Genomic DNA, 21,597 nt, shown 5'->3' on the forward strand with positions numbered 1-21,597 from the left:
ACAGATCAGGACATCGGTGTGTCACCACACCAGCGGCGCGAGATGCTTGCGTGCGTAGGCCCGCACCGCGGCGTCGTCCCTGACATCGAGCACCGGGGTGCGCACCTGGGCCAGCGAGCAGGCCAGCCGGATGTGCATTTCGCTGACGGCCAGCAGGTCGCTGTCGGGCATCGCCGCACCGGCCGCGCGCAGACCCTTGGCCATGGCCGCCGCCGCACTGCACAGGAACTCCTCGGCCTCGTCGAACATGCCCGTCATCGCGGTCAGGTTGCCGTCGAGTTGGAGGAACCTGCGCATGATCGGCTCGCCGGTGAGCAGTCGGACGCCTTCGCAGAACGCCGCGACCGCGGCTTCCTTGGCGCCGGAGTCGATGCCGACGGTCTGCAGCCGCGCCACCGCGTAGTCGAAGGTCTGCCTGCCCAGTTCGGTGATCAGTGCGTCGCGGCTGGGGAACCGGCGGTACAGCGTGCTGCGGCTGACCCCGGCCTGTCGGGCGATGACGTCCATGCTGGCGCGCCCGACACCGACCAGGGCGACCTCCTCGGCGGCCGCCTCGAGGATTGCGGCCTCCTGTTCGGTGGGGCTGTCGGTGTTGCGCAGCCGTCGCATGGCCTCAGCCGACCGGGCAGCCGGGTGGCGGCGCGAACGAGTCGAGGGCGACCGAGCGGTGTAACCGCACCAGCCTCTCGTACTCCAAGCGGTTGCGCGCCAACGGAATCAACAGCACGCGGTCGGGCAGCACCCGCCACGCCAGTTGCATCAGCCGGGTGTAGCACTCGAACTCCCGGTCGTGCCGGGATGTCCATCCGAACCCGGTGAGTTCGCGGACACCCGGGTGCAGGATGCCGAACGAGCACACCTTGACCACCCGCCCTGCGATCGGACGCAGCAGCAGCCAGGGCGGTGTCAGCGCGCGGCGCAGCGGCGCCGAGAGCATCAGCGTCGGCAGGGGAAGCCGGGTGAGGTCGGCGGTGACGCGGCTCAAAAACGGGTTGGCCCGCAGCACGGTGTCGACCATGGCGTCGTAGTACTGCACGGCCTCGGCGTAGGTGGCGGGCAGCTTGGCGTTCCTGCCGGGCAGTTCCAGTGACCGGAAGGCCTCCAGCAGTTGTGCATAGGCCGTCTCTTTCTCCGCCGCCGTCATGGTGATTCCCGTGCACGGGGTGAACGAGTTGAGCACGACGAACAGGCCGCTGACGGCGATCCAGTTCCACAGCTTGGGGTCGAGCGCGCTGTAGCGCACGTCGGCGAAAGCGCCGGTGCCGGTACCGCGTACCTCTCGGTGCATCCGCCTGAGGCGGTCCCCCTCGGCGGCGCGGTCGGCCGGGTCGCCCCAGATGGCGAGAAATGACGAAAACCCGCTGCGCACACCGCGATCGGCGAAGTTTGCGGCGAACCGGCCGGTCTTGTCCACCGCCGCGGCCACCGGAACCAGAGCCACCTCGTCGAACGCCGCGGCACCGAAGAATCCGCCCAGCGCACTGCCGGAGTGCTTGCGGAACTCCGCGATCACCTCGGGGCGGACGTCGTTCTGCCGTCTTCGTGCCTGGGACGTCGCGGTCATGTCGCCTCCACAGATGCCGTTGACACAGAGGCTAGTGATCTGTGTCAACGTGTCAACGGTAGGCAGGTGCGGATGCGGTCGATCCACCATCGCCGACGCTCCGGCGGCGCGGCCAGCGCCTCGAGGCGGTGCCGGTCTGGCGCGACGGGTGCGACGGGCAGGCATCCGCCGACCGGGCGCACGGGTTCGGCGACGTCCTCGACGAACAGCCCGCCGGTGCCGAGTCCGCACGCGTGCTCGAGGTGCGGCAGGGCCGCGGCCGCCAGCAGTCCGCGCGCGATACCGACAGCGGAGTCCAGTGCGCTGGACACGACGACCGGGATGTCGATCTGCCCGGCGATGTCGAGCAGTCTGCGCACCCCACCCAGTGGCGCCACCTTGAGCACGGCGATGTCGGCAGCGCCGGCCCGCACCACCTGGAGCGGGTCGTCGGCCTTGCGGATGCTCTCGTCCGCGGCGATGGGCACGTCGATGCGGCGGCGCAACCGCGCCAGCTCGGAGACCGTCGCGCAGGGCTGCTCGAGGTACTCGAGCGGACCGTCGGCGGTCAACGCCGTTGCCGCGCTGATGGCCTCATCGACCGTCCAGCCGCCGTTGGCATCCACCCGAACCGTCGGCACCGTCGCGCGCACGGCGTTGACCCGCGCGACGTCGTCGGCCAGCGTCTGTCCCGGCTCGGCGACCTTGACCTTGGCGGTGCCTGCACCGGGAAAGCGGGCCAGCACCTCGGGCACCTGAGCTGCGTCGACCGCGGGCACGGTCGCGTTGATGGGGATCCGGTCCCGCCGCACCGCGGGCGCAGGTTCGTAGGCGGCCTCCAGTGCGGACGCCAGCCAGTTCGCGGCCTCCGGCGGCAGATATTCGGCAAACGCTCCGAACTCACCCCAGCCGGCGGGCCCGTCGATCAGCGCGACCTCACGAACGGTGATGCCGCGGAACCGAACTCGCATCGGCAGCGCCACGACATGGAGTCGGTCGAGGAGGTCGTCGAGCTCGGGCACGGACTCCATACTGCCCGCCGTCACGCCTACAGTGGGAGACATGCCCACCCCCGACCGGCCACGCCCCGGACAGGAGTCGGTGTGGGACTACCCGCGCCCACCCCGGCTCGAGGAATTCCACGGCTCGATCACCGTCGAGCTCGGCGGTCAGACCGTCGCCTCGACGACGCGGGCGTGGCGCGTGCTCGAGACCAGCCATCCGCCGACCTACTACATGCCGCGCGACTGCTTCGCCGAAGGCAGCCTGCGGGAGGCCGACGGGTCGTCCTGGTGCGAGTGGAAGGGCCAGGCCAGCTACTTCGACCTGGTGACACCCGCGGCCGTGGCACGCCGCGCCGCGTGGACCTACCGGCGTCCCACCGGCGGGTTCGCGCCCATCGCGGGGGCCGTCGCGGTGATGCCCGCGCTGGTGGAGCGCTGCACCGTCAACGGCGAACAGGTGATCCCGCAGCCGGGCGGGTTCTACGGCGGTTGGATCACCAGTGGGGTCGCCGGGCCGTTCAAGGGTGTTCCCGGCTCGATGGGCTGGTGACCACGGATCAGCCGTGGCCCAGCATGGCAGCCGCGGTGCGACGACCGCTGACCAGCGCGCCCTGAATCGACGCGGTGTCGCGGTGGTCGCCGCACACCCACATGCCGTCGGGCGTGCGGATCGCGCGGCGAACCTGCAGCGGCGGCAACTGCGCTGGCAGCGCATGGTCGATGACGTGCCGAACGAGAAGTGTCCAGTCCCGCGCGTCGGCGCCGAGGATGTCGGCGGCGTGGGTGCGCACGATCGACTCGTCGGGCGGTCTGCCGTCTACGCCGAGCAACGCCGACGCGGCGACGAGGTGGTAGCCGGACGGCGCATAGCTGGGCGCGGCCTTGCTGATGACGGCGGTGTTGAGGACGGGCCCAGGCGGGTCGGCGCGCCCGTCGACCCACAGCATCGGCGGACCCGGTATCTCGCGTTGGGTGGCCCACCAGTCGGTGACGACGCCGTGCATCGGCGGTGCCGGTGCGCCGGTCAGTGCGGCGGCGGTAACCGGGTCGGTGGCCACCACCACCTCGCGCGCGTGCACGGTGTGCGTTTGCGCCGACACCGTCCAGCCGTCGCCGGCGCGGTCGATGTCGATCACTGCGCGGTCGAGCGTGATTCGATCTCGGATCGGCGCCGCCAGTGCTCGCGGCAGGGCCCGCATGCCGTCGGCGGGCAGACCGGGCGCGCCGAGCGCGAACAGTCGCGCCAGCAGCAGGACGAACGCGTTCGAGGTCGCACCCCGGTCCTCGAGGACGACACCGGCCAGGAAGCGCTCGATCACCGTGCGGGCCAGTCCGTTGACACCGCTGCGATCCAGCGCTTCGCGCAGCGAGGTGTCGCGGCCCTTCTTCAACGCCGCCGGGCGCAGCGCGGGTGCGGCCCATCTGGCCAGCGCCAACACGTCGCGTGCCCCGAGGCCGCCACCGGTCACCATCGCAGGCAACCCGGCCGGACTGCGCAGCGGATGCACCCACCGCGTGGAGTCGTGATCGCGCCGGATCCCGACACCGACGTCGAAGGACTGCAGGTCGAGCAGCGAAAGGTCAACGGCGCGTTTGAGGTCGGGGTATGCGGGGTTGAGCACCTGAAAGCCCCGGTCGCAGCGGAAGCCGTCGATCTCGTCGGTCCGCACACGGCCGCCGATCTGATCGGCGGCTTCCCACACCGCCACGTCGCGACCGTGGGCGCAGAGCAGTGCCGCGCATCGCAGGCCGGCCAAGCCGGCGCCGATGACCACCACGTCGCGCTTCGACCCCGCCATGGGGCCGAAAGTACCCCCGACCGCCGGTATGCCCGCGGGCGGTGACCCGACGTCACGGATCGGTAAGCAAGCCTTTTCGGGCTGAACCGTCCTCGCGGCGGGTAGTGTTTCACTTGCTTAACAAAAGACGCCGAGCATCCGAATTTAGGAGCATCGTGCAACTGAAAACCCTGATCCCGTCCGCGCTGGCCGTGACGGCGACCGCGGTCGTCGGCGGGCTGGCGAGCAGGCCCGCGCAGTCGCCGTGGTATGCGAAGCTGCGCAAGCCGCCGTATCAGCCGCCCCGGCAGGCGTTTCCGATCGTGTGGCCGGTGCTGTACGCCGACATCGCCGCGGTGTCGTCGGCAACCCTCGACGAATACGAGCGCCGCGGCCAGACTGCCGAACGCCGTCGATATCTCGCGGCGCTCGCCGGAAACCTGGTGTTGAACGCCAGCTGGTCGTGGTTGTTCTTCGGCCGGCGGATGCTGGGCACGTCGGCGGTCGCCGCGGGTGTGTTAACCGCCAGCAGCGCCGATCTGACCCGTCGCGCCGTGGCCGTGCAGGGGGCGTCGGCGGCGCCGTTGGCGCTGTATCCGGCGTGGTGTGCGTTCGCGACCGCACTGTCCACGCACATCTGGATCCTGAACCGACGCTGATGCGAATCCTCGACATACCCGGTCAGGTCGCGGAGTCGGCGCTCTCGATCGTCGGCATCCGCACCGGCACCGAAGAGCCGCACTACCTGTCGACGACGCTCACCGACGTGGTGGAGTTACGGCGGTACGGATCGCGGATCGCCGCCGAGACGGTGGTCGACGCCGACGAGGAACGCGCGCGCAACATCGGCTTCCGCCGCCTCGCGGGCTACATCTTCGGCGCCAACCACCGCGACGAGAAGATCGCGATGACCGCACCCGTCGCGCAGTCCGGTGAGCGCATCGCGATGACCGCACCCGTCGCCCAGGTCCGCGACGCGGACAACCGCTGGACAATCCGCTTCTTCATGCCGTCGAAGTGGACGATGGACACCCTGCCGACGCCGGACGACGAGGACGTCACGCTGGTCGAGGTGCCCGCGCAGACGTATGCGGTGCTGCGCTTCTCCGGCGATCGCGGTCCCAACGCCGTCGCGGCCCGCACCCGCGAGCTGCTGGCGGCATTGCGGGCGCACGACATCGAGGCGGACGGCGAGCCGACCGCCTGGTTCTTCGACCCGCCGTGGACGCTTCCGTTCCGGCGCCGCAACGAAATCGCCGTCCCGATACGCCGTTAGGACTCCGCGAGTGCCTTGATACCGGCGATGGTCGCCGTCATTGCCCGATCGAACTGACCCAGCCGGTTCGCGATGATCGCCTCCCGCCGCTGAGGTGCACGCTCGATGAGCATCGACACTCCCGAGCGGCCGGGCCCGATTTCTGCGGTGTATCGCAACTGTGCTGCTTCGCCGACCGGAACCACCTCGAACCGCCACGTCGCGGCCGGCCGATCCGGATCGCCCACAGCCCACGCGAAAACCCGCGGTGGATCACATTCGACGACCACCGACTCCGTCGTCCACAACCCGATGGCCGGATGGCTGTTGGTGCCGCGGAACCGCGCTCCCAGACGCGGACCGTCACCGTCCACCCACTCGACCGACCTCAATTCGTCGCTGAGCCGCGGCATCACACCGATGTCGGACACCAGCTCCCAGATGCGCACCGCAGGCGCCGAGATCGCCGTGGACACAGTGACCGCCGGCCGGTTCATCACGCTAGACCGTCGTGCGGTCGCGGCCCTCCCAGTACGGCTTGCGCAGTTCCTTCTTGAGAACCTTGCCGGTGGGGTTGCGCGGCAACTCGTCGGTGATGTCGACGGACTTTGGGCACTTGTACCCGGCGAGCCGCTCCCGCGCGAACGCGATGATCTCCTCCGGGGATGCTTCGCCCTCGACCGAGACAACCGCCTTGACCACCTCGCCCCACTTCTCGTCGGGCACACCGATCACCGCGACGTCGGTCACCGCGGGATGCTCGGCCAGCACCCGCTCGACCTCGATCGAGTAGATGTTCTCGCCGCCGGAGATGATCATGTCCTTGAGGCGGTCCTCGACGAAGATGTAGCCGCCCTCGTCGACGCGGCCGATGTCGCCGCTGCGGAACCACCCGTCCTCGGTGATCGACTCGTCCGTTGCCTCGGGCTTGTTGTGGTAGCCCTTCATCAACTGCGAGGTGCGGAACCACAGTTCGCCCTGCTCGCCCGCGGGCACGTCCTCGAGGGTGTCCGGGTCGACGACGCGCACCTCGGCATTGGGCACCAGTGTGCCTGCGCTGGTCAACCGCTCCTCCTTGCCGGGGTCACGGTGCGCCTCGGGCAGCAGGTGGCTGATCACGCCGCACACCTCGGTGAGCCCGTAGGCCTGCATGAAGTCGGTGTTCGGCCAGGCCTCGAGCGCCTGGCGCAGCAGGGGCAACGGCATCGGCGACGCGCCGTAGGCGAACGTCTTGAGCGCGCCGAACAGTTTGACCGCGTCCTCGCCGGACTCCAGCACCTTGGCCAGCACGGCAGGCACCAGGAAGGTGCGGTTGGCGCCGTTGAGGATCGCGCCGGCCAGCGAGACGCCGTCCACCTCGCGCGTCATCACGCTGGGCACGCCGTCGTGAATCCCGAACTGCACGTAGGACGATCCGCCGACGTGGAACAGCGGCATCGCCACCATGTTCTTGTCGCCCTCGTCGAACTCGAAGCCTTCGTGGGCGTTGATGGTGTGTGCGATCAGGTTCGCGTGCGTCAACTGCACGCCTTTGGGCCGGCCGGTGGTGCCCGACGAGTACATGATGATCGCCACGTCGTCGGGTTCGATGTCGTCGGCGCGGCCGGTCGGCTTCGCCGCGGCCAGCATCGCCTCGTACTCGTCGTCCTCCCCCTCGGGCGTCACCTCGATGACATGCTCGACGGCCGAGAGCTTGTCGCGGATCTTGTCCACCGTCGGCTTGAGTTCCTTGCCGACGATCAGCACCTTGGCGCCGGAATCGTTGAGGACGTAGTCGAGTTCGTCGGCGGCGAGGCGAAAGTTGACGATCGCGTTGGCCGCGCCCAGCGACGCGGCCGCCAGCGTGAGCTCGACGCAGGCCGGGTGGTTCTTGTCGAGGAACGCCACGACGTCCCCACGAGTGATGCCGCGCTCCTTCAGCGCGCCCGCGAGCCGTCGCACCCGGTCGTTCCACTCGGACCAGGTCCAGGACCGCTCGAGGTAGGTCATCGCCTCCTCGTCCGGCTTGGTCTCGGCCCAGTGGGCGGTTCGTTCGTCGAGGAAGCGTGGGGCGGGCAGGTCAGACATGTTTCGAGCCTGCCACGGTCGTCGCGGTGTCAGTCGTCTTTCGGGTAAACCTGGCGGCCCGCCAGAAAGGTGGCGCGCACCTGTAGGTCGGCGATCTCCCCCGGCGGCACCGTCCGCGGATCGGCCGACAGCACCACCAGGTCGGCGTACTTGCCGGTTTGCAGCGATCCGACGACGTCGTCGGCGAACAACTGGTACGCCGCGTCGAGGGTCTGGGCCCGGATGGCCTGCTCGACGGTGATCCGCTGCTCGGGTCCGATTACCCGACCGCTGGGCGCGATGCGGGTGGCCGCGACGCTGATGTTGCGCAGCGGCTCCTCCGGGGTGACCGGCGGGTCGTTGTGCAATGAGATCCGCATGCCCGTGGCGACCGCCGAACCGCATGGCATCCAACGGCTTCCGTGCTCGGACCCGAACAGCCCGTCGACGATGATGTCACCCCAGTAGTGGATGTGGTCGACGAACAGGCTGCAGGTGACGCCGAGTCGGTGTGCCCGCTCCAGTTGCGCGTCGCTGATGGCGCCGACGTGCTCGAGCCGCAACCGGTGGTCGTCGCGGGGCCACCGCTTCAGGGTGTCCTCGTAGATGTCGAGGATCGTGTCCGCCCCAACGTCGCCGTGCACGTGACAGGCCATCTGCCAACCCTGCGGGTAGTACGTCTGCACGATCTCGGTCAACTGCTCGCGGGTGTAGTTGGCGTGCCCGCACGATCCCGGTGCGACGCCGATGGTGCGGGTGGCTTCGGTGTCGAGGTAGGGAAAGGACAGGTCGATGTTGCCGACCCACGGGGAGCCGTCGACCCAGATCTTGATGCCGATCTGGCGGAGCAGGTCGTCGCCGTTGTCCGGGGTCATGTCGGTCGTCATCTCTGCGGTGGACATCTCATAGAGCCGCAGCCGGACTGTCAACGCGTCGCGCATCTGCTCGATCAGGGGCCGGAACACCGGGTCGAAGGCCATGTCAGAGCACGTCGTGAGACCGGCGCGGTTGAGCCGAGCCAGTTCGGCCGTCAGCATCGCGGGGTAGTCGCTGGGCGCGATGGCGCCACCGAGCAGGCTGAACACGGCCGCGATCTCCTCGGCGCTGCCGTCGAGGTCCCCGGCGGCGTCGCGGCCGTAACGGGCGCCCTTGGGGTCGGGGGTGTCGCGGGTGAGGCCGACCGCGCGGGCGGCGGCGCTGTTGAAGAACGCCTTGTGGCCGGAGTTGTGCACGATCACCAGCGGGGTGGCGGGGGCCTGGGCGTCCAGCCACTCGAGGGTGGGCTCGGGCAGGCCGGTCTGCAGCAGCGGGTCCCAGCCGTTGAGGTAGGCGCCGTCGTCACCCCGGGCGGCGACTTCGGTGCCGATCGCGTCCAGGACGGCGCCCGCGTCGGGCAGGGTGACCGGGCGGATGTCGACGATCCGGTCCGAGAGCACCATCGCCTCCATCACCGGGTGGCCGTGCGCCTCGACGAACCCGGGCATGACGCAGCCGTCGCCGAGGTCCAGGGTCCGGGTCTCGGCGCCGATCAGGGCGTCGATGTCGGCGCGGGCGCCAACCGCCACGATGCGGCCGTCGGTCACCGCAAGCGCCTCCGCGGTCGGATGCGATTCGTCGACGGTCAGCACGGTTCCACGAATCACCAGGTCAGCAGCCGTCATGGAGTCATCCTGACAGGCGCGGGGAAATTCGATGAGAATTTCTCGCGGGTCGTGTCGATTTCACCGAGGTGTCGTTCGACGTGTCATCGAGGGCACGACAACGGAGCCCCTTCACCACACCGAGAAGGAGACGAACAATGGCGCGTTACATGCTGATCATGCGGTCCACTCCCGAGGCCGAGGCCGCGATGGCGGAGATGGAGATCGACTTCGACCAGATCATCGAGGAGATGGGCCGCTTCAACGAGGAGCTGATCAAAGCCGGTGTGATGCTGGCGGGCGAAGGGCTGACCGGCCCCGAGGAGGGCTTCGTCGTCGACTTCGACTCTGACCCGCCGGTGGTCACCGACGGGCCGTACACCGAGGCCAAGGAGCTGTTCAACGGCTTCTGGATCATCGAGGTGTCGTCGAAGGAGGAGGCCAAGCGGTGGGCGCAGCGGATCCCGCTGGGCAAGGGCGTCAAGGTCGAGGTGCGCCGGGTCTCCGAGACGCAGGACTTCCCGCTGGACAACCCCTGGGTCCGCAAGGAGATCCAGTGGAAGGCCCAACTCGCCGAGAAGATCGCGGCGCAGGCCCGCGCGGAGGCCGACAAGCTGGCATGACAGGTGCTACTTGGCGCGGATCCGGACGGCTCCGCGCCAAGCGGCGTCCGGGTCGAGCACCTCGCCCTTCTGCGTGATCTCGACCTCGCCCTGTCTGGCGAGGTCCCGTGCGACGTCGCGGGCGTCGTCCATCAGGTCACGCCAGTTCTCGCCACCGATAGCGCGGGCGGCGTCGGAAGGGCAGATGGTCTTGTCCGGCCCGCGCTGCCGCGACAGCTCGAGGATCTTGTCCCGCAGCTGTTGCTTGCTCACACGGTCGAGTGAAGCCGAATCAGGCGACCCTTGCCAGCGAATCTGGAACACGTTCTAGTCTTAGGGTCATGACGGACGATTCGTTGCGCCATCCCATTCATTCCGGACACCTGACCGTCGGCGCGCTGAAGCGCAACAAGGACAAGCCGGTGCTGTTCCTCGGCGACACCACGCTGACCGGTGGCCAGCTCGCCGAGCGCATCAGCCAGTACATTCAGGCGTTCGAGGCGCTGGGCGCGGGCGCAGGAAGCGCCACCGGGCTGCTGTCGTTGAACCGGCCCGAGGTCCTGATGATCATCGGTGCCGGGCAGACACAGGGCTACCGCCGCACGGCACTACACCCTCTCGGTTCGCTCGACGATCACGCCTACGTGCTCAATGACGCCGGGGTCAGCTCGCTGATCATCGACCCCAACCCGATGTTCGTCGAACGGGCGCTGGGACTGCTGGAGAAGGTGCCCGACCTCAAGCAGATACTGACAATCGGGCCGGTGCCCTCGGAGTTGGAGGGCAAGGCCGTCGACCTGACCGCCGAGGCCGCCAAGTACTCACCGCAACCGTTGGTGGCCGCAGAGTTGCCGCCCGACCACATCGGCGGGATGGCCTACACCGGAGGCACCACCGGAAAGCCCAAGGGCGTGATCGGTACCGTGCAGTCGATCACCACCATGACGACGATCCAGCTGGCCGAGTGGGAGTGGCCGGAACGGCCGAAATTCCTGATGTGCACCCCCCTTTCGCACGCCGGCGCGGCGTTCTTCGTGCCGACGATCATCAAGGGCGGCGAACTGGTGGTGCTGACCAAGTTCGACCCTGCCGAGGTGCTGCGGGTCATCGAGGAGCAGAAGATCACCGCGACGATGCTGGTGCCGTCGATGATCTACGCGCTGATGGACCATCCCGACAGCCACACCCGCGATCTGTCATCGCTGGAGACCGTGTACTACGGCGCCTCGGCGATGAACCCGGTGCGGTTGAAGGAGGCGATCCGACGGTTCGGCCCGATCTTCGCTCAGTATTACGGGCAGTCCGAGGCCCCGATGGTGATCACGTACCTGGCCAAGCACGAGCACGACGACAAGCGGCTGACGTCGTGTGGCCGGCCTACGGTGTTCGCGCGGGTGGCGTTGCTCGACGGCGACGGCAAGCCGGTGCCCAAGGGCGAGGTCGGCGAGATCTGCGTGTCGGGGCCGCTGGTGTCGGGCGGCTACTGGAACAAGCCCGAGGCGACGGCCGAGACCTTCCGGGACGGCTGGATGCACACCGGCGACCTGGCCCGCGAGGATGAGGACGGCTTCTACTACATCGTCGACCGGACCAAGGACATGATCGTGACGGGCGGTTTCAACGTGTTCCCGCGCGAGGTCGAAGACGTTGTCGCCGAGCATCCCGCAGTGGCCCAGGTCTGTGTGATCGGCACCCCAGACGAGAAGTGGGGTGAGGCGGTGACCGCGGTCGTCGTGCTGCGCCCGGATGCCGCGTCCGACGAGGCGTCGGTCGCGCAGATGACCGCGGAGATCCAGGCCGCGGTCAAGGAGCGCAAGGGATCGGTGCAATCGCCCAAGCAGGTGGTCGTCGTCGACTCCGTGCCGGTGACCGCTCTCGGCAAGCCCGACAAGAAGGCTGTGCGGGCACAGTTCTGGGAGGGCAGCGACCGCGCCGTCGGCTGATCGGCCGTCGCGAGCGTGCGCAAAGTGTTGAATTTCGGCGGCGTGTCGTGTGCGGACGCGCACGCTCGCGCTAGAGGGCGCTAGAGGGCGCTAGAGGGCGCTAGAGGGTGAGCACCAGGTCGGCCTTGTGGCGAGTGGATTCGATGCGACGCGCGTTGGGTTCGTCGATGTCGCGCACCCACGCGCGAGCCTGCTCGGGCGTCTTGCCGAACTCGATGTGACGCGCCTCGAGTCGGCGGCGGCGTTCGTCGGGCGCGACGTCGACATACCAGACCTCGTCGAGCCGCGCGCGCACGGCCGGCCACGGATCGTCGTCGTCGAGCAGGTAGTTGCCCTCGGTGACGATCAGCCGGTCGGCCGGCTCGATCGCGATGCTGCCCGCGATCGGCTGCTCGAGGTGTCGGTGGAATGCCGGCGCGTAGACGATCTCGGTGCGTTGCCGCCGAAGCCGTTGCAGCAGCGCGAGGTAGCCGTATCCGTCGAAGGTGTCGATGGCGCCCTTGCGGTCGAGGCGGCCGAGGCGCTCGAGTTCGATGTCGGCGAGGTGGAAGCCGTCCATCGGGACGCACACCGCGGCGGGTGTCGCGGCGACGATCGACTCGGCCAACGTCGACTTGCCCGTACCCGGCGGGCCGGTGATCCCCAGCACGACGCGGGTGTTCCGCTGCGGGAGCGCGTCGAGGCGGTCAGTCCAGAAGGGCATCGATCTCGGCGGCGAAGCGGGCCAGCCGTTCCTGTTCGCTGGGGATCGCGCGGTTCTCCTCGGCTGCGCGCTGCCAGCCCAGCCGCCACATTCGCGCGACGGCCCGGTCGCCCAGTCCCGCATAGGGGTTGGCGAGCGTGTGCGGGAACGCCTTGCGGCCCTCCCGGTACGCGGTAACCAGTCGATGCGCCATCACCGGTTACTGTCCCACCGCGAGCAGACGGCCGATCGCACTCGGGTCGGCGTGTCGAGGCGGTTTTCCAGCCGCCCGGCACAATGGGCGCGTGACGACCGAGGTGAAGGAGACGGTCGACGCGGTCTGGCGGATGGAGGCCGCCAAGATCGTCGCGACGCTGACGCGCGCGGTCGGCGACGTCGGGCTGGCCGAGGACCTGGCCGCCGACGCGCTCGTCGACGCGCTGCAGCAGTGGCCGCGCACCGGAGTGCCGCGCAATGCAGGCGCATGGCTGACCACGGTCGCCAAACGCAAGGCGGTCGATTACTGGCGCCGCCAGGAGAGCCTCGACGGCAAGTACGCGGCAATGGCGCACGAACTGGAGAGCCACGACCGTGAGTTCCCCGACGGGTGGGATCCCGACCGCATCGACGACGACGTCCTGCGGCTGATCTTCATCTCCACGCACCCGGTGCTGTCGCGGGAGGGCCAGATCGCGCTGACGCTGCGGGTGGTCGGAGGGCTCACGACCGAGGAGATCGCCCGCGCCTTCCTCGCGTCGACGCCGACCATCGCCGCGCGCATCACCCGCGCCAAGAAGACCCTGTCGGCGGCGAACGTGCCGTTCGAGGTGCCCGACCGCGCCGAGTATCCGCAGCGGCTGTCGGCCGTGCTCAGTGTCGTCTACCTGATCTACAACGAGGGTTACTCCGCATCGTCCGGGCAACGCTGGATCCGCGACGAGCTGTGCAGCGAGGCGCTGCGGCTGGGCAGGGTGTTGGCCGCGCTGGTCCCCGACGAACCGGAGGTGCACGGCCTGGTGTCGCTGATGGAGTTGCAGTCGTCGCGGTTCGCCGCACGCACCGACGCCGACGGCAAGCCCGTCCTGCTCGAGCACCAGAACCGCGCACGGTGGGACCGCGCGCAGATCCAGCGCGGCGTCGCGGCCCTCCAGCGGGCCGCGAACGCGGTGCAGCGCAAGGGCAGTGGCTGGGGGCCGTACGCGTTGCAGGCCGCGATCGCCGAATGCCACGCCACCGCCCCGACCGCCGAGCAGACCGACTGGCGCCGCATCGTCATGTTGTACGACGGCCTGCTGCAGGTCACGCCGTCGCCGGTGGTGCTACTGAACCGGGCGGTCGCGGTGGCGATGGCCGACGGCCCGGACGCCGCGCTGAGCATCGTCGACGGTCTCACCGGCCTCGACGGCTCCTACCTGCTGCCCAGCGTGCGCGGAGAACTGCTGGCCCGGCTCGGCCGCGACGGTGAGGCGGCCGACGAGTTCGACAGGGCCGCCACCATGGCCGACAACGAACGTGAACGAGAGGTGCTGCGCGACAAGGCCGCTCGGGCACGCCGTTAAGGTGGTTGGCGATGACCGAGATCGACGCCGTCCTGTTCGACTACTCCGGCACCCTGTTTCGCCTCGAGGAGGACGAGACCTGGTTCGACGGGATGCGGGTCGACGACCGACAGGTCGACGGGCACGTGCAGGCCGAGTTGATGCGCCGGCTCACCGCCCCAACCGGCCACCACGTCGACATGGATCCCCACGCCTACCACGCATGGGTCAACCGCGACCTGGCACCACACCTGCACCGCGAGGCCTACCTGCACGTGCTACGCGAATCGGGGCTGGCCGACGAGCACGCCGAATCGCTGTACGGGCTGGTGGTCGACCCGTTGAACTGGACGCCGTACCCGGACACCGCGACGGTGCTCGAGGGCCTGCACCGGCGGGGCGTCAGGACCGCGGTCGTGTCGAACATCGCCTTCGATGTGCGGCCCGCCTTCGAGTCGATCGGTGCGGCCGAGTTCGTCGACGAGTTCGTGCTGTCGTTCGAAGTCGGCGCCATCAAGCCGGACGCCGCCATCTTCGAGTCCGCGCTGTCCAGGCTGGGGGTGCGACCGGAACGCGCGCTCATGGTCGGCGACAGCGACGAAGCCGACGGCGGCGCCCGAGCCCTGGGCTGCCGATTCGTGCTCGTCGACCCGCTGCCGACCGCCGAGCGCACCGCCGGCCTGCGCTTTGCGCTCAGCGAGTCCGGCATCGAGATATGAGCGGTAGCGTCGCGGCATGGGTGCACGCATCGCTCCCCCGCCATGGCTCAAGCACGTCAACAAATTGCTGATGGTGCTGCTGCGGCTCGGTGTCCCGATCTCGCGACACGAGTCGCCGGTGGTGCTGACCGTGCCGGGCCGCCGCACGGGCAAAGACCGCTCGACGCCGGTCACCCCGATGCACGTCGACGGGGATCGCTTCGTCGTCAACGGATATCCGGGTGCGGACTGGGTGCGCAATGTGCGCGCCGCCGACAGCGTCACGTTGACCGAGGGCCGCTCGTCGGAGCGGGTGCGGCTGGTCGAACTGTCGCCCGACGAGGCCCGACCGGTGCTGCGGCAGTTCCCCGTTCACGTGCCGACGGGCGTCGACCTGATGAAGCGGGTCGGTGTGCTGACCGTCGGCACGCCCGACGAGTTGGAGAGCATGGCGGACCGCCTGGCGGTGTTCCGCATCGAGGCCATCACGTAGCGTCGCTGCTATGTCCGACAGCACGCGTATCCGGCCGCCATGGTGGCTGAAGTACGTCAACACGGTGATGGTCGCGCTGCAGCGGCGCGGGGTGAGTTTTGGCGCCAACGGCCCTGCGGTGCTGACCGTTCCCGGCCGCAAGTCCGGCAAGCTCTACGACACACCTGTGACGCCGATGACCGTCGACGGCGACCGCTACATCGTCGCCGGTCTGCCCGGTGCCGACTGGGCCGCCAATGCCCGCGCCGCCGACGAGGCCACCCTGCGCAAGGGCCGCCACATCGAACGCGTTCACCTGGTCGAGATGCCGGTGGACGACGCGCGGCCGCTGCTGCGCGAGTTCCCGATCAAGGTGCCGACCGGCGTCGGCTTCATGAAGAACGCCGGCCTGGTGACCGGACCCAATCCCGACGAGTTCGAGAAGCTGGCGGGCCGCTGCCCGGTGTTTCGGCTGGATCCGGTAACCGCATGAGGGACAACCCTTTCGACCCGTCGCTGTGGCGGCCCGTCGACGGCTTCAAGCTGACCGACCTCACCTACCACCGCCACGTCCTCGACGGCGTCGACCAGCCGACGGTGCGGGTGGCCTTCGACCGGCCCGAGGTCCGCAACGCGTTCCGGCCGCACACCGTCGACGAGCTGTACCGGGTGCTCGACCACGCACGGATGTCCCCCGACGTCGGCGTCGTCCTGCTGACCGGTAACGGACCCTCCCCCAAGGACGGTGGCTGGGCGTTCTGCTCGGGCGGTGACCAGCGCATCCGCGGCCGCAGCGGATACCAGTACGCGTCCGGCGAGACGGCCGAGACCGTGGACCCCGCGCGTGCGGGGCGGCTGCACATCCTCGAGGTGCAGCGGCTCATCCGGTTCATGCCCAAGCCGGTGGTATGTCTGGTCAACGGCTGGGCCGCAGGCGGCGGGCACAGCCTGCACGTGGTGTGCGATCTGACGCTGGCCAGCCGCGAGCACGCCCGCTTCAAGCAGACCGACGCCGACGTCGGCAGCTTCGACGGCGGGTACGGCAGCGCGTACCTGGCCAAGCAGGTGGGCCAGAAGTTCGCCCGCGAGATCTTCTTCCTCGGCCGCCCGTACACCGCCGAGCAAATGCACGCGCTGGGCGCGGTGAACGAGGTCGTCGACCACGTCGAGTTGGAGAACGTCGCGCTGCAGTGGGCCGAGGCGATCAACGGCAAGTCGCCCCAGGCGATCCGGATGCTCAAGTACGCCTTCAACCTGACCGACGACGGGCTGGTCGGGCAGCAGCTGTTCGCCGGTGAGGCAACACGATTGGCGTACATGACCGACGAAGCCGTCGAGGGCCGCGACGCGTTCCTGCAGAAGCGCGACCCCGACTGGAGCGGCTTCCCGCGCTACTTCTGAGCGGCGATTCGGGCGAATCCCTCGTCTAGGCTCGGCGCGTGAGCAGAAACCCGCTGCGCCGGCTGGCCGGTCAGCTGCTGTTGAGCAGCATGCGTCCCCCGATCGTGCCCGAGCTGCTGCAGTTGCAACCCGGCCGCGAGATCGTCGACCTGCGGGGAAAACGCATCCTGCTGACCGGGGCGTCGTCGGGTATCGGTGAGGCCGCCGCCGAGAAGTTCGCCCGCCGCGGCGCGACCGTCGTGGTGGCCGCTCGGCGTCGGGAACTGCTCGACGCGCTGGTGCACCGCATCACCGAAGCCGGCGGCGACGCCCGCGCGCACGCCTGCGACCTGTCCGACCTCGACGCGGTCGACGAATTGGCGGCCCGGGTCACCTCAGACCTCGGCGGGGTCGACATCTTGATCAACAACGCGGGCAAGTCGATCCGCCGGCCGCTGGCGGAGTCACTGGACCGCTGGCACGACGTCGAGCGCACGATGGCGCTGAACTACTTCTCGCCGCTACGACTGATCCGCGGCCTGGCCCCCGGCATGCGCGAGCGCCGCGACGGCCACATCATCAACGTCTCGACGTGGGGGGTGCTCAGCGAGTCCTCCCCGTTGTTCGCGGTGTACAACGCGTCGAAGGCCGCGCTCACCGCCGTCAGCCGGGTCATCGAAACCGAGTGGGCCGTAGCCGGCGTGCACTCCACGACGCTGTTCTATCCGCTGGTGCTCACCCCGATGATCGCGCCGACCCGCGCCTACGACGGACTGCCCGGCCTGTCGGCGTCCGAGGCCGCCGACTGGATGGTCACCGCGGCGCGCACCCGGCCGGTGCGCATCGCCCCGCGAATGGCGCTCACCGCGCATGCGGTCAACAGCGTGGCCCCCGGTGTCGTCGACGCGGTGATGAAGCGCCAGCGCGTCCAGCCCAACACCTGACATGCCCCATCCCGCCATCGCCACGGTCGCCGACATCGCGCGCGTGTACGGCGCGCAGCGACCGGATGCGGTGGCGCTGATCGCCGGTGAGCGCAGCCTGACGTTCGGCGAGTTGAACGCCCGCTCGAACCGGCTCGCTCAGGCGTTCCGCGCCGCGGGCGTGCAGTCCGGCGACCGGGTGGCGTTCGTCGAGAAGAACGGCATCGAGTTCTTCGAGGTCGCCTGCGCGCTGTCGAAGCTGGGCGCGGTGGTGGTGCCCGTCAACTGGCGGCTGGCCCCGCCGGAGATCCGGCACATCATCGCCGACGCCGGCGCCCGCGCGGTGGTGGTCGGTTCGGAGTTCTTCGGCCACGTCGAGGCGGTCGGGGACGTCGCGATGGTCGCCATCGGCGATCACCCGCGCTGGCTCCGATACGACGACTGGCTTGCCGCCCAGCCCGCCGAAGATCCCGGTGTGACAACCGGACCCGACGACGTCGCGTTCCTGATGTACACCTCGGGTACCACAGGGACACCCAAAGGCGTGATGCTGACCAACGACAACTACTTCTGCAAGGCCACCGGCATCGCGCAGAAGTGGCGCTTCGACCGCGACAGCGTGAACCTCGCGGTGATGCCGATGTTTCACATGGCGGGCTCGGGCTGGGCGCTGGTCGGACTGTGCGAGGGAGCCCGCACCGTGGTGCTGCGCGACGTCGACCCGCCGGCGATCCTCGATGCCGTTGCCCGACATGCGATCACGAACATGCTGCTGGTGCCGGTGGTGATTCAGCGGCTGCTGGACACGCCGGGCGTCGAGGCGACGGACTTCTCCGCGCTGCGGGCCATCGTCTACGGCGCGTCACCGATCACCGACTCCGTTCTGGTCAGAGCACTGGAACGGTTCGACTGCCACCTGCTTCAGGTGTACGGCATGACCGAGACCACCGGCTCCATCACCCAACTCGACGAGCATGACCGGGAACTGTTGCGGTCCTGCGGCAAGCCGTTCGAGTGGGTGGAGCTGCGGATCGTCGACCCGTCCTGTCCTGCCGGCCGCGACGTCCCCGCGGGGACGGTCGGCGAGGTGTGGACCCGGTCGCGGCAGAACATGCGCGGCTACTGGAACAACCCCCAGGCGACGGCCGCAGCCATCACCGCCGACGGCTGGCTCCGGACCGGCGACGCCGGCTACCTCGACGACTCCGGACATCTGTTCCTGCACGACCGGGTCAAGGACATGATCGTCTCCGGTGGCGAGAACGTCTATCCCATCGAGGTCGAGAACGTCCTCATGACGCACCCCGAGGTGGGCGATGTCGCAGTGATCGGTGTCCCGGACGCGAGGTGGGGCGAGGCGGTCAAGGCGATCGTCGTGCCCGCGGCGGGCGCCTCGCCCACCGAGGCCGACCTGATCGCCTATGCCCGCGATCGGCTCGCGGGTTTCAAGCTGCCGAAGTCGGTGACCTTCGCCGACGCCCTTCCCCGCAACCCCAGCGGCAAGCTGCTCAAGCGTGCGCTGCGCGAGCCCTACTGGGACGGTGTCGGCCGCCGGATCGGCTGACCGGCGTGATAGACACGATGGCATGGAGATTCTGGCCAGCCGGATGCTCATCCGGCCGGCGGACTACCAGCGGTCCGTGCGGTTCTACCGCGACGAACTGGGTCTGGCGATCGCCCGCGACTACGGTGCGGGAACCGTGTTCTACGCCGGGCAGTCGTTGATCGAGTTGGCTAGCCATGGCGGCCCCCTCGCCGGCGGCACGTTGTGGCTGCAGGTCCGCGACCTCTACGCCAGCGAGAAGGAACTCGCCGGGCGAGGGGTGCCGATCGCCAGGGCCGCCCGTCGGGAGCCGTGGGGCCTGCATGAGATGCATGTGACCGACCCCGACGGCGTCACGCTGATCTTCGTGCAGGTGCCCGACAATCACCCACTGCGCCGGGACATGCGGCGATGAGGTGCCGCGGAGGCGACCGATAGCCGTCCTGCGACCGTTGGCGATCCCGGCCGGGTCCGCAGCGCCGGCCGTCGTTCCCGCTGTGGCCGACGCGCTGGCCGGGCGAGTCGGCGTTCTTCCGGTTCCCGCCGACGATGAGCGTGGATCGCGCTCGCTGACAACGGCTTTGCGAGCCGGCGACGAGGTCGACGACGACGTGGCGCTGGTGGTGTCGACGTCGGGCACCACCGGAATCCCCAAGGGAGCGATGCTGACGGCGGCGGCGTTGACCGCGAGCGCGCAGGCAACGCATGACCGCCTCGGCGGCCCTGGTCAGTGGCTGCTCGCGTTGTCCGCCGTGCATGTGGCCGGATTCCAGGTGCTGGTGCGCAGTGTCGTCGCGGACACGACGCCGGTGGCACTATCACCGAGCTTCGTTGCTGCCGAATTGGTTTCGGCTATCGATTCGATGACGTCCGACCGGCGCTACGCCTCGCTGGTGGCGGTGCAACTGGACAGGGCGCTGCAGGACTCTTCGGCCGCGGCGGCGCTTGCCCAGTTGGACCGAGTGCTGATCGGTGGCGGCCCGATGCCCACGGCACTCGCCCAGAAAGCCGCTGCCGCAGGGATTCCCGTGGTGCGCACCTACGGGATGAGCGAGACGGCCGGCGGGTGCGTGTATGACGGTGTGCCGCTCGACGGGGTTCGGGTGCGCATCGACCACGGCCGCATCGTGGTGGGCGGACGCACCCTGGCGAAGGGATACCGCAATCCGGTTGAGCCGGACCCGTTCGCCGACGCGGGTTGGTTTCGCACCGACGACGTCGGCGTGCTCGATGATTCGGGCAGGCTCAGCGTGGTCGGCCGCGTCGACGATGCGATCAGCACCGGCGGGCTGACGGTGATGCCGCAACTCGTGGAGGCGGCGTTGGCCACCCATCCTTCGGTCGCGGAGTCGGCGGTGTTCGGGGTGGCCGACGCCCGACTGGGCCAGCGGGTCGTCGCGACCATCGTGCTTTCGCCGGGCTGCGATGCGCCGACGCTGACCGAGCTTCGCTCGCATGTCGCGACCGCTCTGGATGCCACCGCGGCGCCGCGCGAGATCCACGTCGTCGAGGAGTTGCTCCGGCGCGGCATCGGCAAGGTGGACCGCCGCGCACTCGCCGCACGGTACGGCGGACAGGCGGGCGACCGTGGGGGTGCCTAGCGCGGCGGCTTGAGCGGGTCGTGGCCGATCGTCATCAGGCGATGGCGCCAATTCTCCTGACCGGCGGTCGGCTCGAGGTCGTCGCGGCGCTCGGCGTGGATGCGGTCGACGACCTTGCGCATGACGCGTTCGTCCGCGTCGGTGAGGTCTGTGCGCCGCTTCTGCAGGATGTCGAGCACGGCCCGGCCGGTTTTCGTGCCGGCCTGGTCCGGCATCTCCTCGCTGTCCTCGTGGGCGGACCTGGTGCGCAGCCAGTCCATCAGTTCGCGCGACGTCATGTTGACCACCCGATGGAATTCCTCCCACAGCGCCGGGTCAACCTCGACATGGTGTGCCATTGCGTTCACCTCCGCCGGATCGGCTACCCGGCGGCCGAGGGGACTAATCGCGCTCGACCGGTGGGCGAGCATCATGGAGCCATGCGCCACGAAGTCAGCACCGCCCGCGAGCTGCGCGCCATCGTCGGGGACGCCGGACACCTACGTCGCCACCAAGGTGAAGGACCGACGCACGCTGTCGCTCATTCCCGGCCGCAGTGACACGCTGCGCATCAACGGCCGTGCGCGGGTGCTGTCGGACGCCGACTATTTCGATGCGATGGCGGTGAACGGCAAGCGTCCCCTCCTGGCGTTCGGGATCGCCGTCGAGGAGGTGTTCTTCCAGTGCACCAAGGCCTTCCTGCGATCGGATGCGTGGCGGCCCGAAACGTGGAATCCGCCTGCGGTGCCGAGTGTTTCGCAGATCGCGAAGGCGTTGATCAGGACTGACGTCAGCATGGCCGAACTCGACGCGTACTACAGCGCGACGAACATGCGCAACGTTCTGTACTGATGCACGGTCGTGCCGTTGCAACCGCGCCCAGCAGCATGCGACACGCCGCGATTTCACGAACAGACACGCACGGTCGCGCTGAAGTGGGCGGGCTCGCGGACATCATCGAGTACAGATG

The 21,597-nt window shown here is 69.2% G+C and carries 26 protein-coding genes; 15 read left to right on the forward strand and 11 right to left on the reverse strand.

The window, feature by feature from the left end; genetic code table 11:
* Positions 1–21 precede the first annotated feature (21 nt).
* The 3 genes from K3G64_RS05600 to K3G64_RS05610 are packed head-to-tail and all read right to left on the reverse strand — an operon-like array spanning position 22 to position 2,574.
* Complete coding sequence (locus tag K3G64_RS05600) at positions 22–609, reverse strand: TetR/AcrR family transcriptional regulator (protein WP_238889578.1); 588 nt, start codon at positions 607–609, stop codon at positions 22–24.
* Between the two features lie 4 nt (positions 610–613).
* The gene (locus tag K3G64_RS05605) at positions 614–1,564 is read right to left on the reverse strand and encodes an oxygenase MpaB family protein (RefSeq protein WP_238889579.1); all 951 of its coding nucleotides are present in this window, start codon (positions 1,562–1,564) and stop codon (positions 614–616) included.
* A gap of 44 nt (positions 1,565–1,608) precedes the next feature.
* Complete coding sequence (locus K3G64_RS05610; RefSeq protein WP_238950428.1) at positions 1,609–2,574, reverse strand: o-succinylbenzoate synthase; 966 nt, start codon at positions 2,572–2,574, stop codon at positions 1,609–1,611.
* A 31-nt stretch (positions 2,575–2,605) separates the two neighbouring features.
* On the opposite strand from K3G64_RS05610, the gene K3G64_RS05615 reads away from it, so the two are divergent.
* Positions 2,606–3,097, forward strand: a complete 492-nt coding sequence (locus K3G64_RS05615) for a DUF427 domain-containing protein (protein WP_238889580.1) — start codon at positions 2,606–2,608, stop codon at positions 3,095–3,097.
* Between the two features lie 7 nt (positions 3,098–3,104).
* Here K3G64_RS05615 and K3G64_RS05620 read toward each other — a convergent pair whose 3' ends face one another.
* Entirely contained in the window at positions 3,105–4,346 is a 1,242-nt protein-coding gene (locus K3G64_RS05620; protein ID WP_238889581.1) for an NAD(P)/FAD-dependent oxidoreductase, read from the reverse strand.
* A 155-nt stretch (positions 4,347–4,501) separates the two neighbouring features.
* Here K3G64_RS05620 and K3G64_RS05625 point away from each other — a divergent pair, with 155 nt between their 5' ends.
* Positions 4,502–4,984, forward strand: a complete 483-nt coding sequence (locus K3G64_RS05625) for a TspO/MBR family protein (protein ID WP_238889582.1) — start codon at positions 4,502–4,504, stop codon at positions 4,982–4,984.
* The gene (locus K3G64_RS05630; protein WP_238889584.1) at positions 4,984–5,601 is read left to right on the forward strand and encodes an SOUL family heme-binding protein; all 618 of its coding nucleotides are present in this window, start codon (positions 4,984–4,986) and stop codon (positions 5,599–5,601) included. Before K3G64_RS05625 ends, K3G64_RS05630 begins: the two co-directional genes overlap by 1 nt.
* On the opposite strand, the gene K3G64_RS05635 is transcribed toward K3G64_RS05630, so the two are convergent.
* From K3G64_RS05635 to K3G64_RS05645, 3 genes are read right to left on the reverse strand one after another with little or no spacing between them, the layout of a single operon-like run.
* Positions 5,598–6,077, reverse strand: a complete 480-nt coding sequence (locus tag K3G64_RS05635) for an SRPBCC family protein (RefSeq protein WP_238889586.1) — start codon at positions 6,075–6,077, stop codon at positions 5,598–5,600. The two genes, K3G64_RS05630 and K3G64_RS05635, sit on opposite strands and share 4 nt — an antisense overlap.
* Positions 6,078–6,081: 4 nt before the next feature.
* Positions 6,082–7,647: a long-chain-fatty-acid--CoA ligase gene (locus tag K3G64_RS05640; RefSeq protein WP_238889588.1), complete on the reverse strand. Its 1,566-nt coding sequence runs from the start codon at positions 7,645–7,647 to the stop codon at positions 6,082–6,084.
* Positions 7,648–7,676: 29 nt separating this feature from the next.
* Positions 7,677–9,287 carry an amidohydrolase gene (locus tag K3G64_RS05645; protein WP_238889589.1) on the reverse strand — a complete coding sequence of 537 codons (1,611 nt, stop codon included), beginning with the start codon at positions 9,285–9,287 and terminating at the stop codon, positions 7,677–7,679.
* Positions 9,288–9,424: 137 nt separating this feature from the next.
* Here K3G64_RS05645 and K3G64_RS05650 point away from each other — a divergent pair, with 137 nt between their 5' ends.
* Positions 9,425–9,889 carry a YciI family protein gene (locus K3G64_RS05650; RefSeq protein ID WP_238889591.1) on the forward strand — a complete coding sequence of 155 codons (465 nt, stop codon included), beginning with the start codon at positions 9,425–9,427 and terminating at the stop codon, positions 9,887–9,889.
* A 6-nt stretch (positions 9,890–9,895) separates the two neighbouring features.
* On the opposite strand, the gene K3G64_RS05655 is transcribed toward K3G64_RS05650, so the two are convergent.
* A complete protein-coding gene (locus tag K3G64_RS05655; RefSeq protein WP_238889593.1) occupies positions 9,896–10,141 on the reverse strand; it encodes a DUF3253 domain-containing protein in 246 nt (81 codons plus the stop codon).
* A 68-nt stretch (positions 10,142–10,209) separates the two neighbouring features.
* Here K3G64_RS05655 and fadD8 point away from each other — a divergent pair, with 68 nt between their 5' ends.
* On the forward strand, positions 10,210–11,811 hold the full coding sequence (gene fadD8, locus K3G64_RS05660; RefSeq protein ID WP_238889595.1) for a fatty-acid--CoA ligase FadD8: 1,602 nt from the start codon (positions 10,210–10,212) through the stop codon (positions 11,809–11,811).
* Between the two features lie 100 nt (positions 11,812–11,911).
* Here the strand turns inward: fadD8 and K3G64_RS05665 are convergent, their stop codons facing one another.
* Together K3G64_RS05665 and K3G64_RS05670 are read right to left on the reverse strand one after the other, a co-directional pair.
* Entirely contained in the window at positions 11,912–12,514 is a 603-nt protein-coding gene (locus K3G64_RS05665; RefSeq protein ID WP_238889597.1) for a nucleoside/nucleotide kinase family protein, read from the reverse strand.
* Positions 12,498–12,707, reverse strand: coding sequence for a ribosome modulation factor (locus K3G64_RS05670; RefSeq protein ID WP_238889599.1), 210 nt, complete (start codon positions 12,705–12,707; stop codon positions 12,498–12,500). The genes K3G64_RS05665 and K3G64_RS05670 overlap by 17 nt, the downstream gene beginning before the upstream one ends.
* A 133-nt stretch (positions 12,708–12,840) precedes the next feature.
* On the opposite strand from K3G64_RS05670, the gene K3G64_RS05675 reads away from it, so the two are divergent.
* Genes K3G64_RS05675 through menE form a run of 9 tightly spaced genes read left to right on the forward strand, consistent with a single transcriptional unit; the run spans position 12,841 to position 20,648 of the window.
* Positions 12,841–14,052 carry an RNA polymerase sigma factor gene (locus K3G64_RS05675; protein ID WP_238950429.1) on the forward strand — a complete coding sequence of 404 codons (1,212 nt, stop codon included), beginning with the start codon at positions 12,841–12,843 and terminating at the stop codon, positions 14,050–14,052.
* An 11-nt stretch (positions 14,053–14,063) separates the two neighbouring features.
* Entirely contained in the window at positions 14,064–14,750 is a 687-nt protein-coding gene (locus K3G64_RS05680; RefSeq protein WP_238889601.1) for an HAD family hydrolase, read from the forward strand.
* Positions 14,751–14,766: 16 nt separating this feature from the next.
* Positions 14,767–15,222, forward strand: a complete 456-nt coding sequence (locus K3G64_RS05685) for a nitroreductase family deazaflavin-dependent oxidoreductase (protein WP_238889603.1) — start codon at positions 14,767–14,769, stop codon at positions 15,220–15,222.
* A gap of 10 nt (positions 15,223–15,232) precedes the next feature.
* Complete coding sequence (locus K3G64_RS05690) at positions 15,233–15,694, forward strand: nitroreductase/quinone reductase family protein (protein WP_238889605.1); 462 nt, start codon at positions 15,233–15,235, stop codon at positions 15,692–15,694.
* Positions 15,691–16,602 carry a 1,4-dihydroxy-2-naphthoyl-CoA synthase gene (locus K3G64_RS05695; protein ID WP_238889607.1) on the forward strand — a complete coding sequence of 304 codons (912 nt, stop codon included), beginning with the start codon at positions 15,691–15,693 and terminating at the stop codon, positions 16,600–16,602. The genes K3G64_RS05690 and K3G64_RS05695 overlap by 4 nt, the downstream gene beginning before the upstream one ends.
* Before the next feature lie 38 nt (positions 16,603–16,640).
* A complete protein-coding gene (locus tag K3G64_RS05700) occupies positions 16,641–17,525 on the forward strand; it encodes an SDR family oxidoreductase (RefSeq protein ID WP_238889609.1) in 885 nt (294 codons plus the stop codon).
* A gap of 1 nt (position 17,526) precedes the next feature.
* Positions 17,527–19,068, forward strand: a complete 1,542-nt coding sequence (locus tag K3G64_RS05705; protein WP_238889611.1) for a long-chain-fatty-acid--CoA ligase — start codon at positions 17,527–17,529, stop codon at positions 19,066–19,068.
* A gap of 22 nt (positions 19,069–19,090) precedes the next feature.
* Complete coding sequence (locus tag K3G64_RS05710; protein WP_238889613.1) at positions 19,091–19,462, forward strand: VOC family protein; 372 nt, start codon at positions 19,091–19,093, stop codon at positions 19,460–19,462.
* Between the two features lie 43 nt (positions 19,463–19,505).
* A complete protein-coding gene (gene menE, locus K3G64_RS05715; RefSeq protein WP_238950430.1) occupies positions 19,506–20,648 on the forward strand; it encodes an o-succinylbenzoate--CoA ligase in 1,143 nt (380 codons plus the stop codon).
* Here menE and K3G64_RS05720 read toward each other — a convergent pair.
* The gene (locus K3G64_RS05720) at positions 20,645–20,986 is read right to left on the reverse strand and encodes a DUF3140 domain-containing protein (RefSeq protein WP_238889615.1); all 342 of its coding nucleotides are present in this window, start codon (positions 20,984–20,986) and stop codon (positions 20,645–20,647) included. The two genes, menE and K3G64_RS05720, sit on opposite strands and share 4 nt — an antisense overlap.
* Positions 20,987–21,059: 73 nt before the next feature.
* Here K3G64_RS05720 and K3G64_RS05725 point away from each other — a divergent pair, with 73 nt between their 5' ends.
* A complete protein-coding gene (locus K3G64_RS05725) occupies positions 21,060–21,479 on the forward strand; it encodes a hypothetical protein (protein WP_370647108.1) in 420 nt (139 codons plus the stop codon).
* Positions 21,480–21,597 lie beyond the last annotated feature (118 nt).

Origin of the sequence: Mycobacterium sp. IDR2000157661 (assembly GCF_022317005.1) — a bacterium.
Classification (GTDB): Bacteria; Actinomycetota; Actinomycetes; order Mycobacteriales; family Mycobacteriaceae; genus Mycobacterium.

Coding starts and splice junctions, on each gene's coding strand:
- K3G64_RS05600 (WP_238889578.1), bottom strand. CDS start 609: ATGCGACGGCTGCGCAACACCGACAGCCCCACCGAACAGGAGGCCGCA.
- K3G64_RS05605 (WP_238889579.1), bottom strand. CDS start 1,564: ATGACCGCGACGTCCCAGGCACGAAGACGGCAGAACGACGTCCGCCCC.
- K3G64_RS05610 (WP_238950428.1), bottom strand. CDS start 2,574: ATGGAGTCCGTGCCCGAGCTCGACGACCTCCTCGACCGACTCCATGTC.
- K3G64_RS05615 (WP_238889580.1), top strand. CDS start 2,606: ATGCCCACCCCCGACCGGCCACGCCCCGGACAGGAGTCGGTGTGGGAC.
- K3G64_RS05620 (WP_238889581.1), bottom strand. CDS start 4,346: ATGGCGGGGTCGAAGCGCGACGTGGTGGTCATCGGCGCCGGCTTGGCC.
- K3G64_RS05630 (WP_238889584.1), top strand. CDS start 4,984: ATGCGAATCCTCGACATACCCGGTCAGGTCGCGGAGTCGGCGCTCTCG.
- K3G64_RS05635 (WP_238889586.1), bottom strand. CDS start 6,077: ATGAACCGGCCGGCGGTCACTGTGTCCACGGCGATCTCGGCGCCTGCG.
- K3G64_RS05640 (WP_238889588.1), bottom strand. CDS start 7,647: ATGTCTGACCTGCCCGCCCCACGCTTCCTCGACGAACGAACCGCCCAC.
- K3G64_RS05645 (WP_238889589.1), bottom strand. CDS start 9,287: ATGACGGCTGCTGACCTGGTGATTCGTGGAACCGTGCTGACCGTCGAC.
- K3G64_RS05650 (WP_238889591.1), top strand. CDS start 9,425: ATGGCGCGTTACATGCTGATCATGCGGTCCACTCCCGAGGCCGAGGCC.
- fadD8 (WP_238889595.1), top strand. CDS start 10,210: ATGACGGACGATTCGTTGCGCCATCCCATTCATTCCGGACACCTGACC.
- K3G64_RS05665 (WP_238889597.1), bottom strand. CDS start 12,514: ATGCCCTTCTGGACTGACCGCCTCGACGCGCTCCCGCAGCGGAACACC.
- K3G64_RS05670 (WP_238889599.1), bottom strand. CDS start 12,707: ATGGCGCATCGACTGGTTACCGCGTACCGGGAGGGCCGCAAGGCGTTC.
- K3G64_RS05675 (WP_238950429.1), top strand. CDS start 12,841: ATGGAGGCCGCCAAGATCGTCGCGACGCTGACGCGCGCGGTCGGCGAC.
- K3G64_RS05680 (WP_238889601.1), top strand. CDS start 14,064: ATGACCGAGATCGACGCCGTCCTGTTCGACTACTCCGGCACCCTGTTT.
- K3G64_RS05685 (WP_238889603.1), top strand. CDS start 14,767: ATGGGTGCACGCATCGCTCCCCCGCCATGGCTCAAGCACGTCAACAAA.
- K3G64_RS05690 (WP_238889605.1), top strand. CDS start 15,233: ATGTCCGACAGCACGCGTATCCGGCCGCCATGGTGGCTGAAGTACGTC.
- K3G64_RS05695 (WP_238889607.1), top strand. CDS start 15,691: ATGAGGGACAACCCTTTCGACCCGTCGCTGTGGCGGCCCGTCGACGGC.
- K3G64_RS05705 (WP_238889611.1), top strand. CDS start 17,527: ATGCCCCATCCCGCCATCGCCACGGTCGCCGACATCGCGCGCGTGTAC.
- K3G64_RS05710 (WP_238889613.1), top strand. CDS start 19,091: ATGGAGATTCTGGCCAGCCGGATGCTCATCCGGCCGGCGGACTACCAG.
- K3G64_RS05720 (WP_238889615.1), bottom strand. CDS start 20,986: ATGGCACACCATGTCGAGGTTGACCCGGCGCTGTGGGAGGAATTCCAT.
- K3G64_RS05725 (WP_370647108.1), top strand. CDS start 21,060: ATGGAGCCATGCGCCACGAAGTCAGCACCGCCCGCGAGCTGCGCGCCA.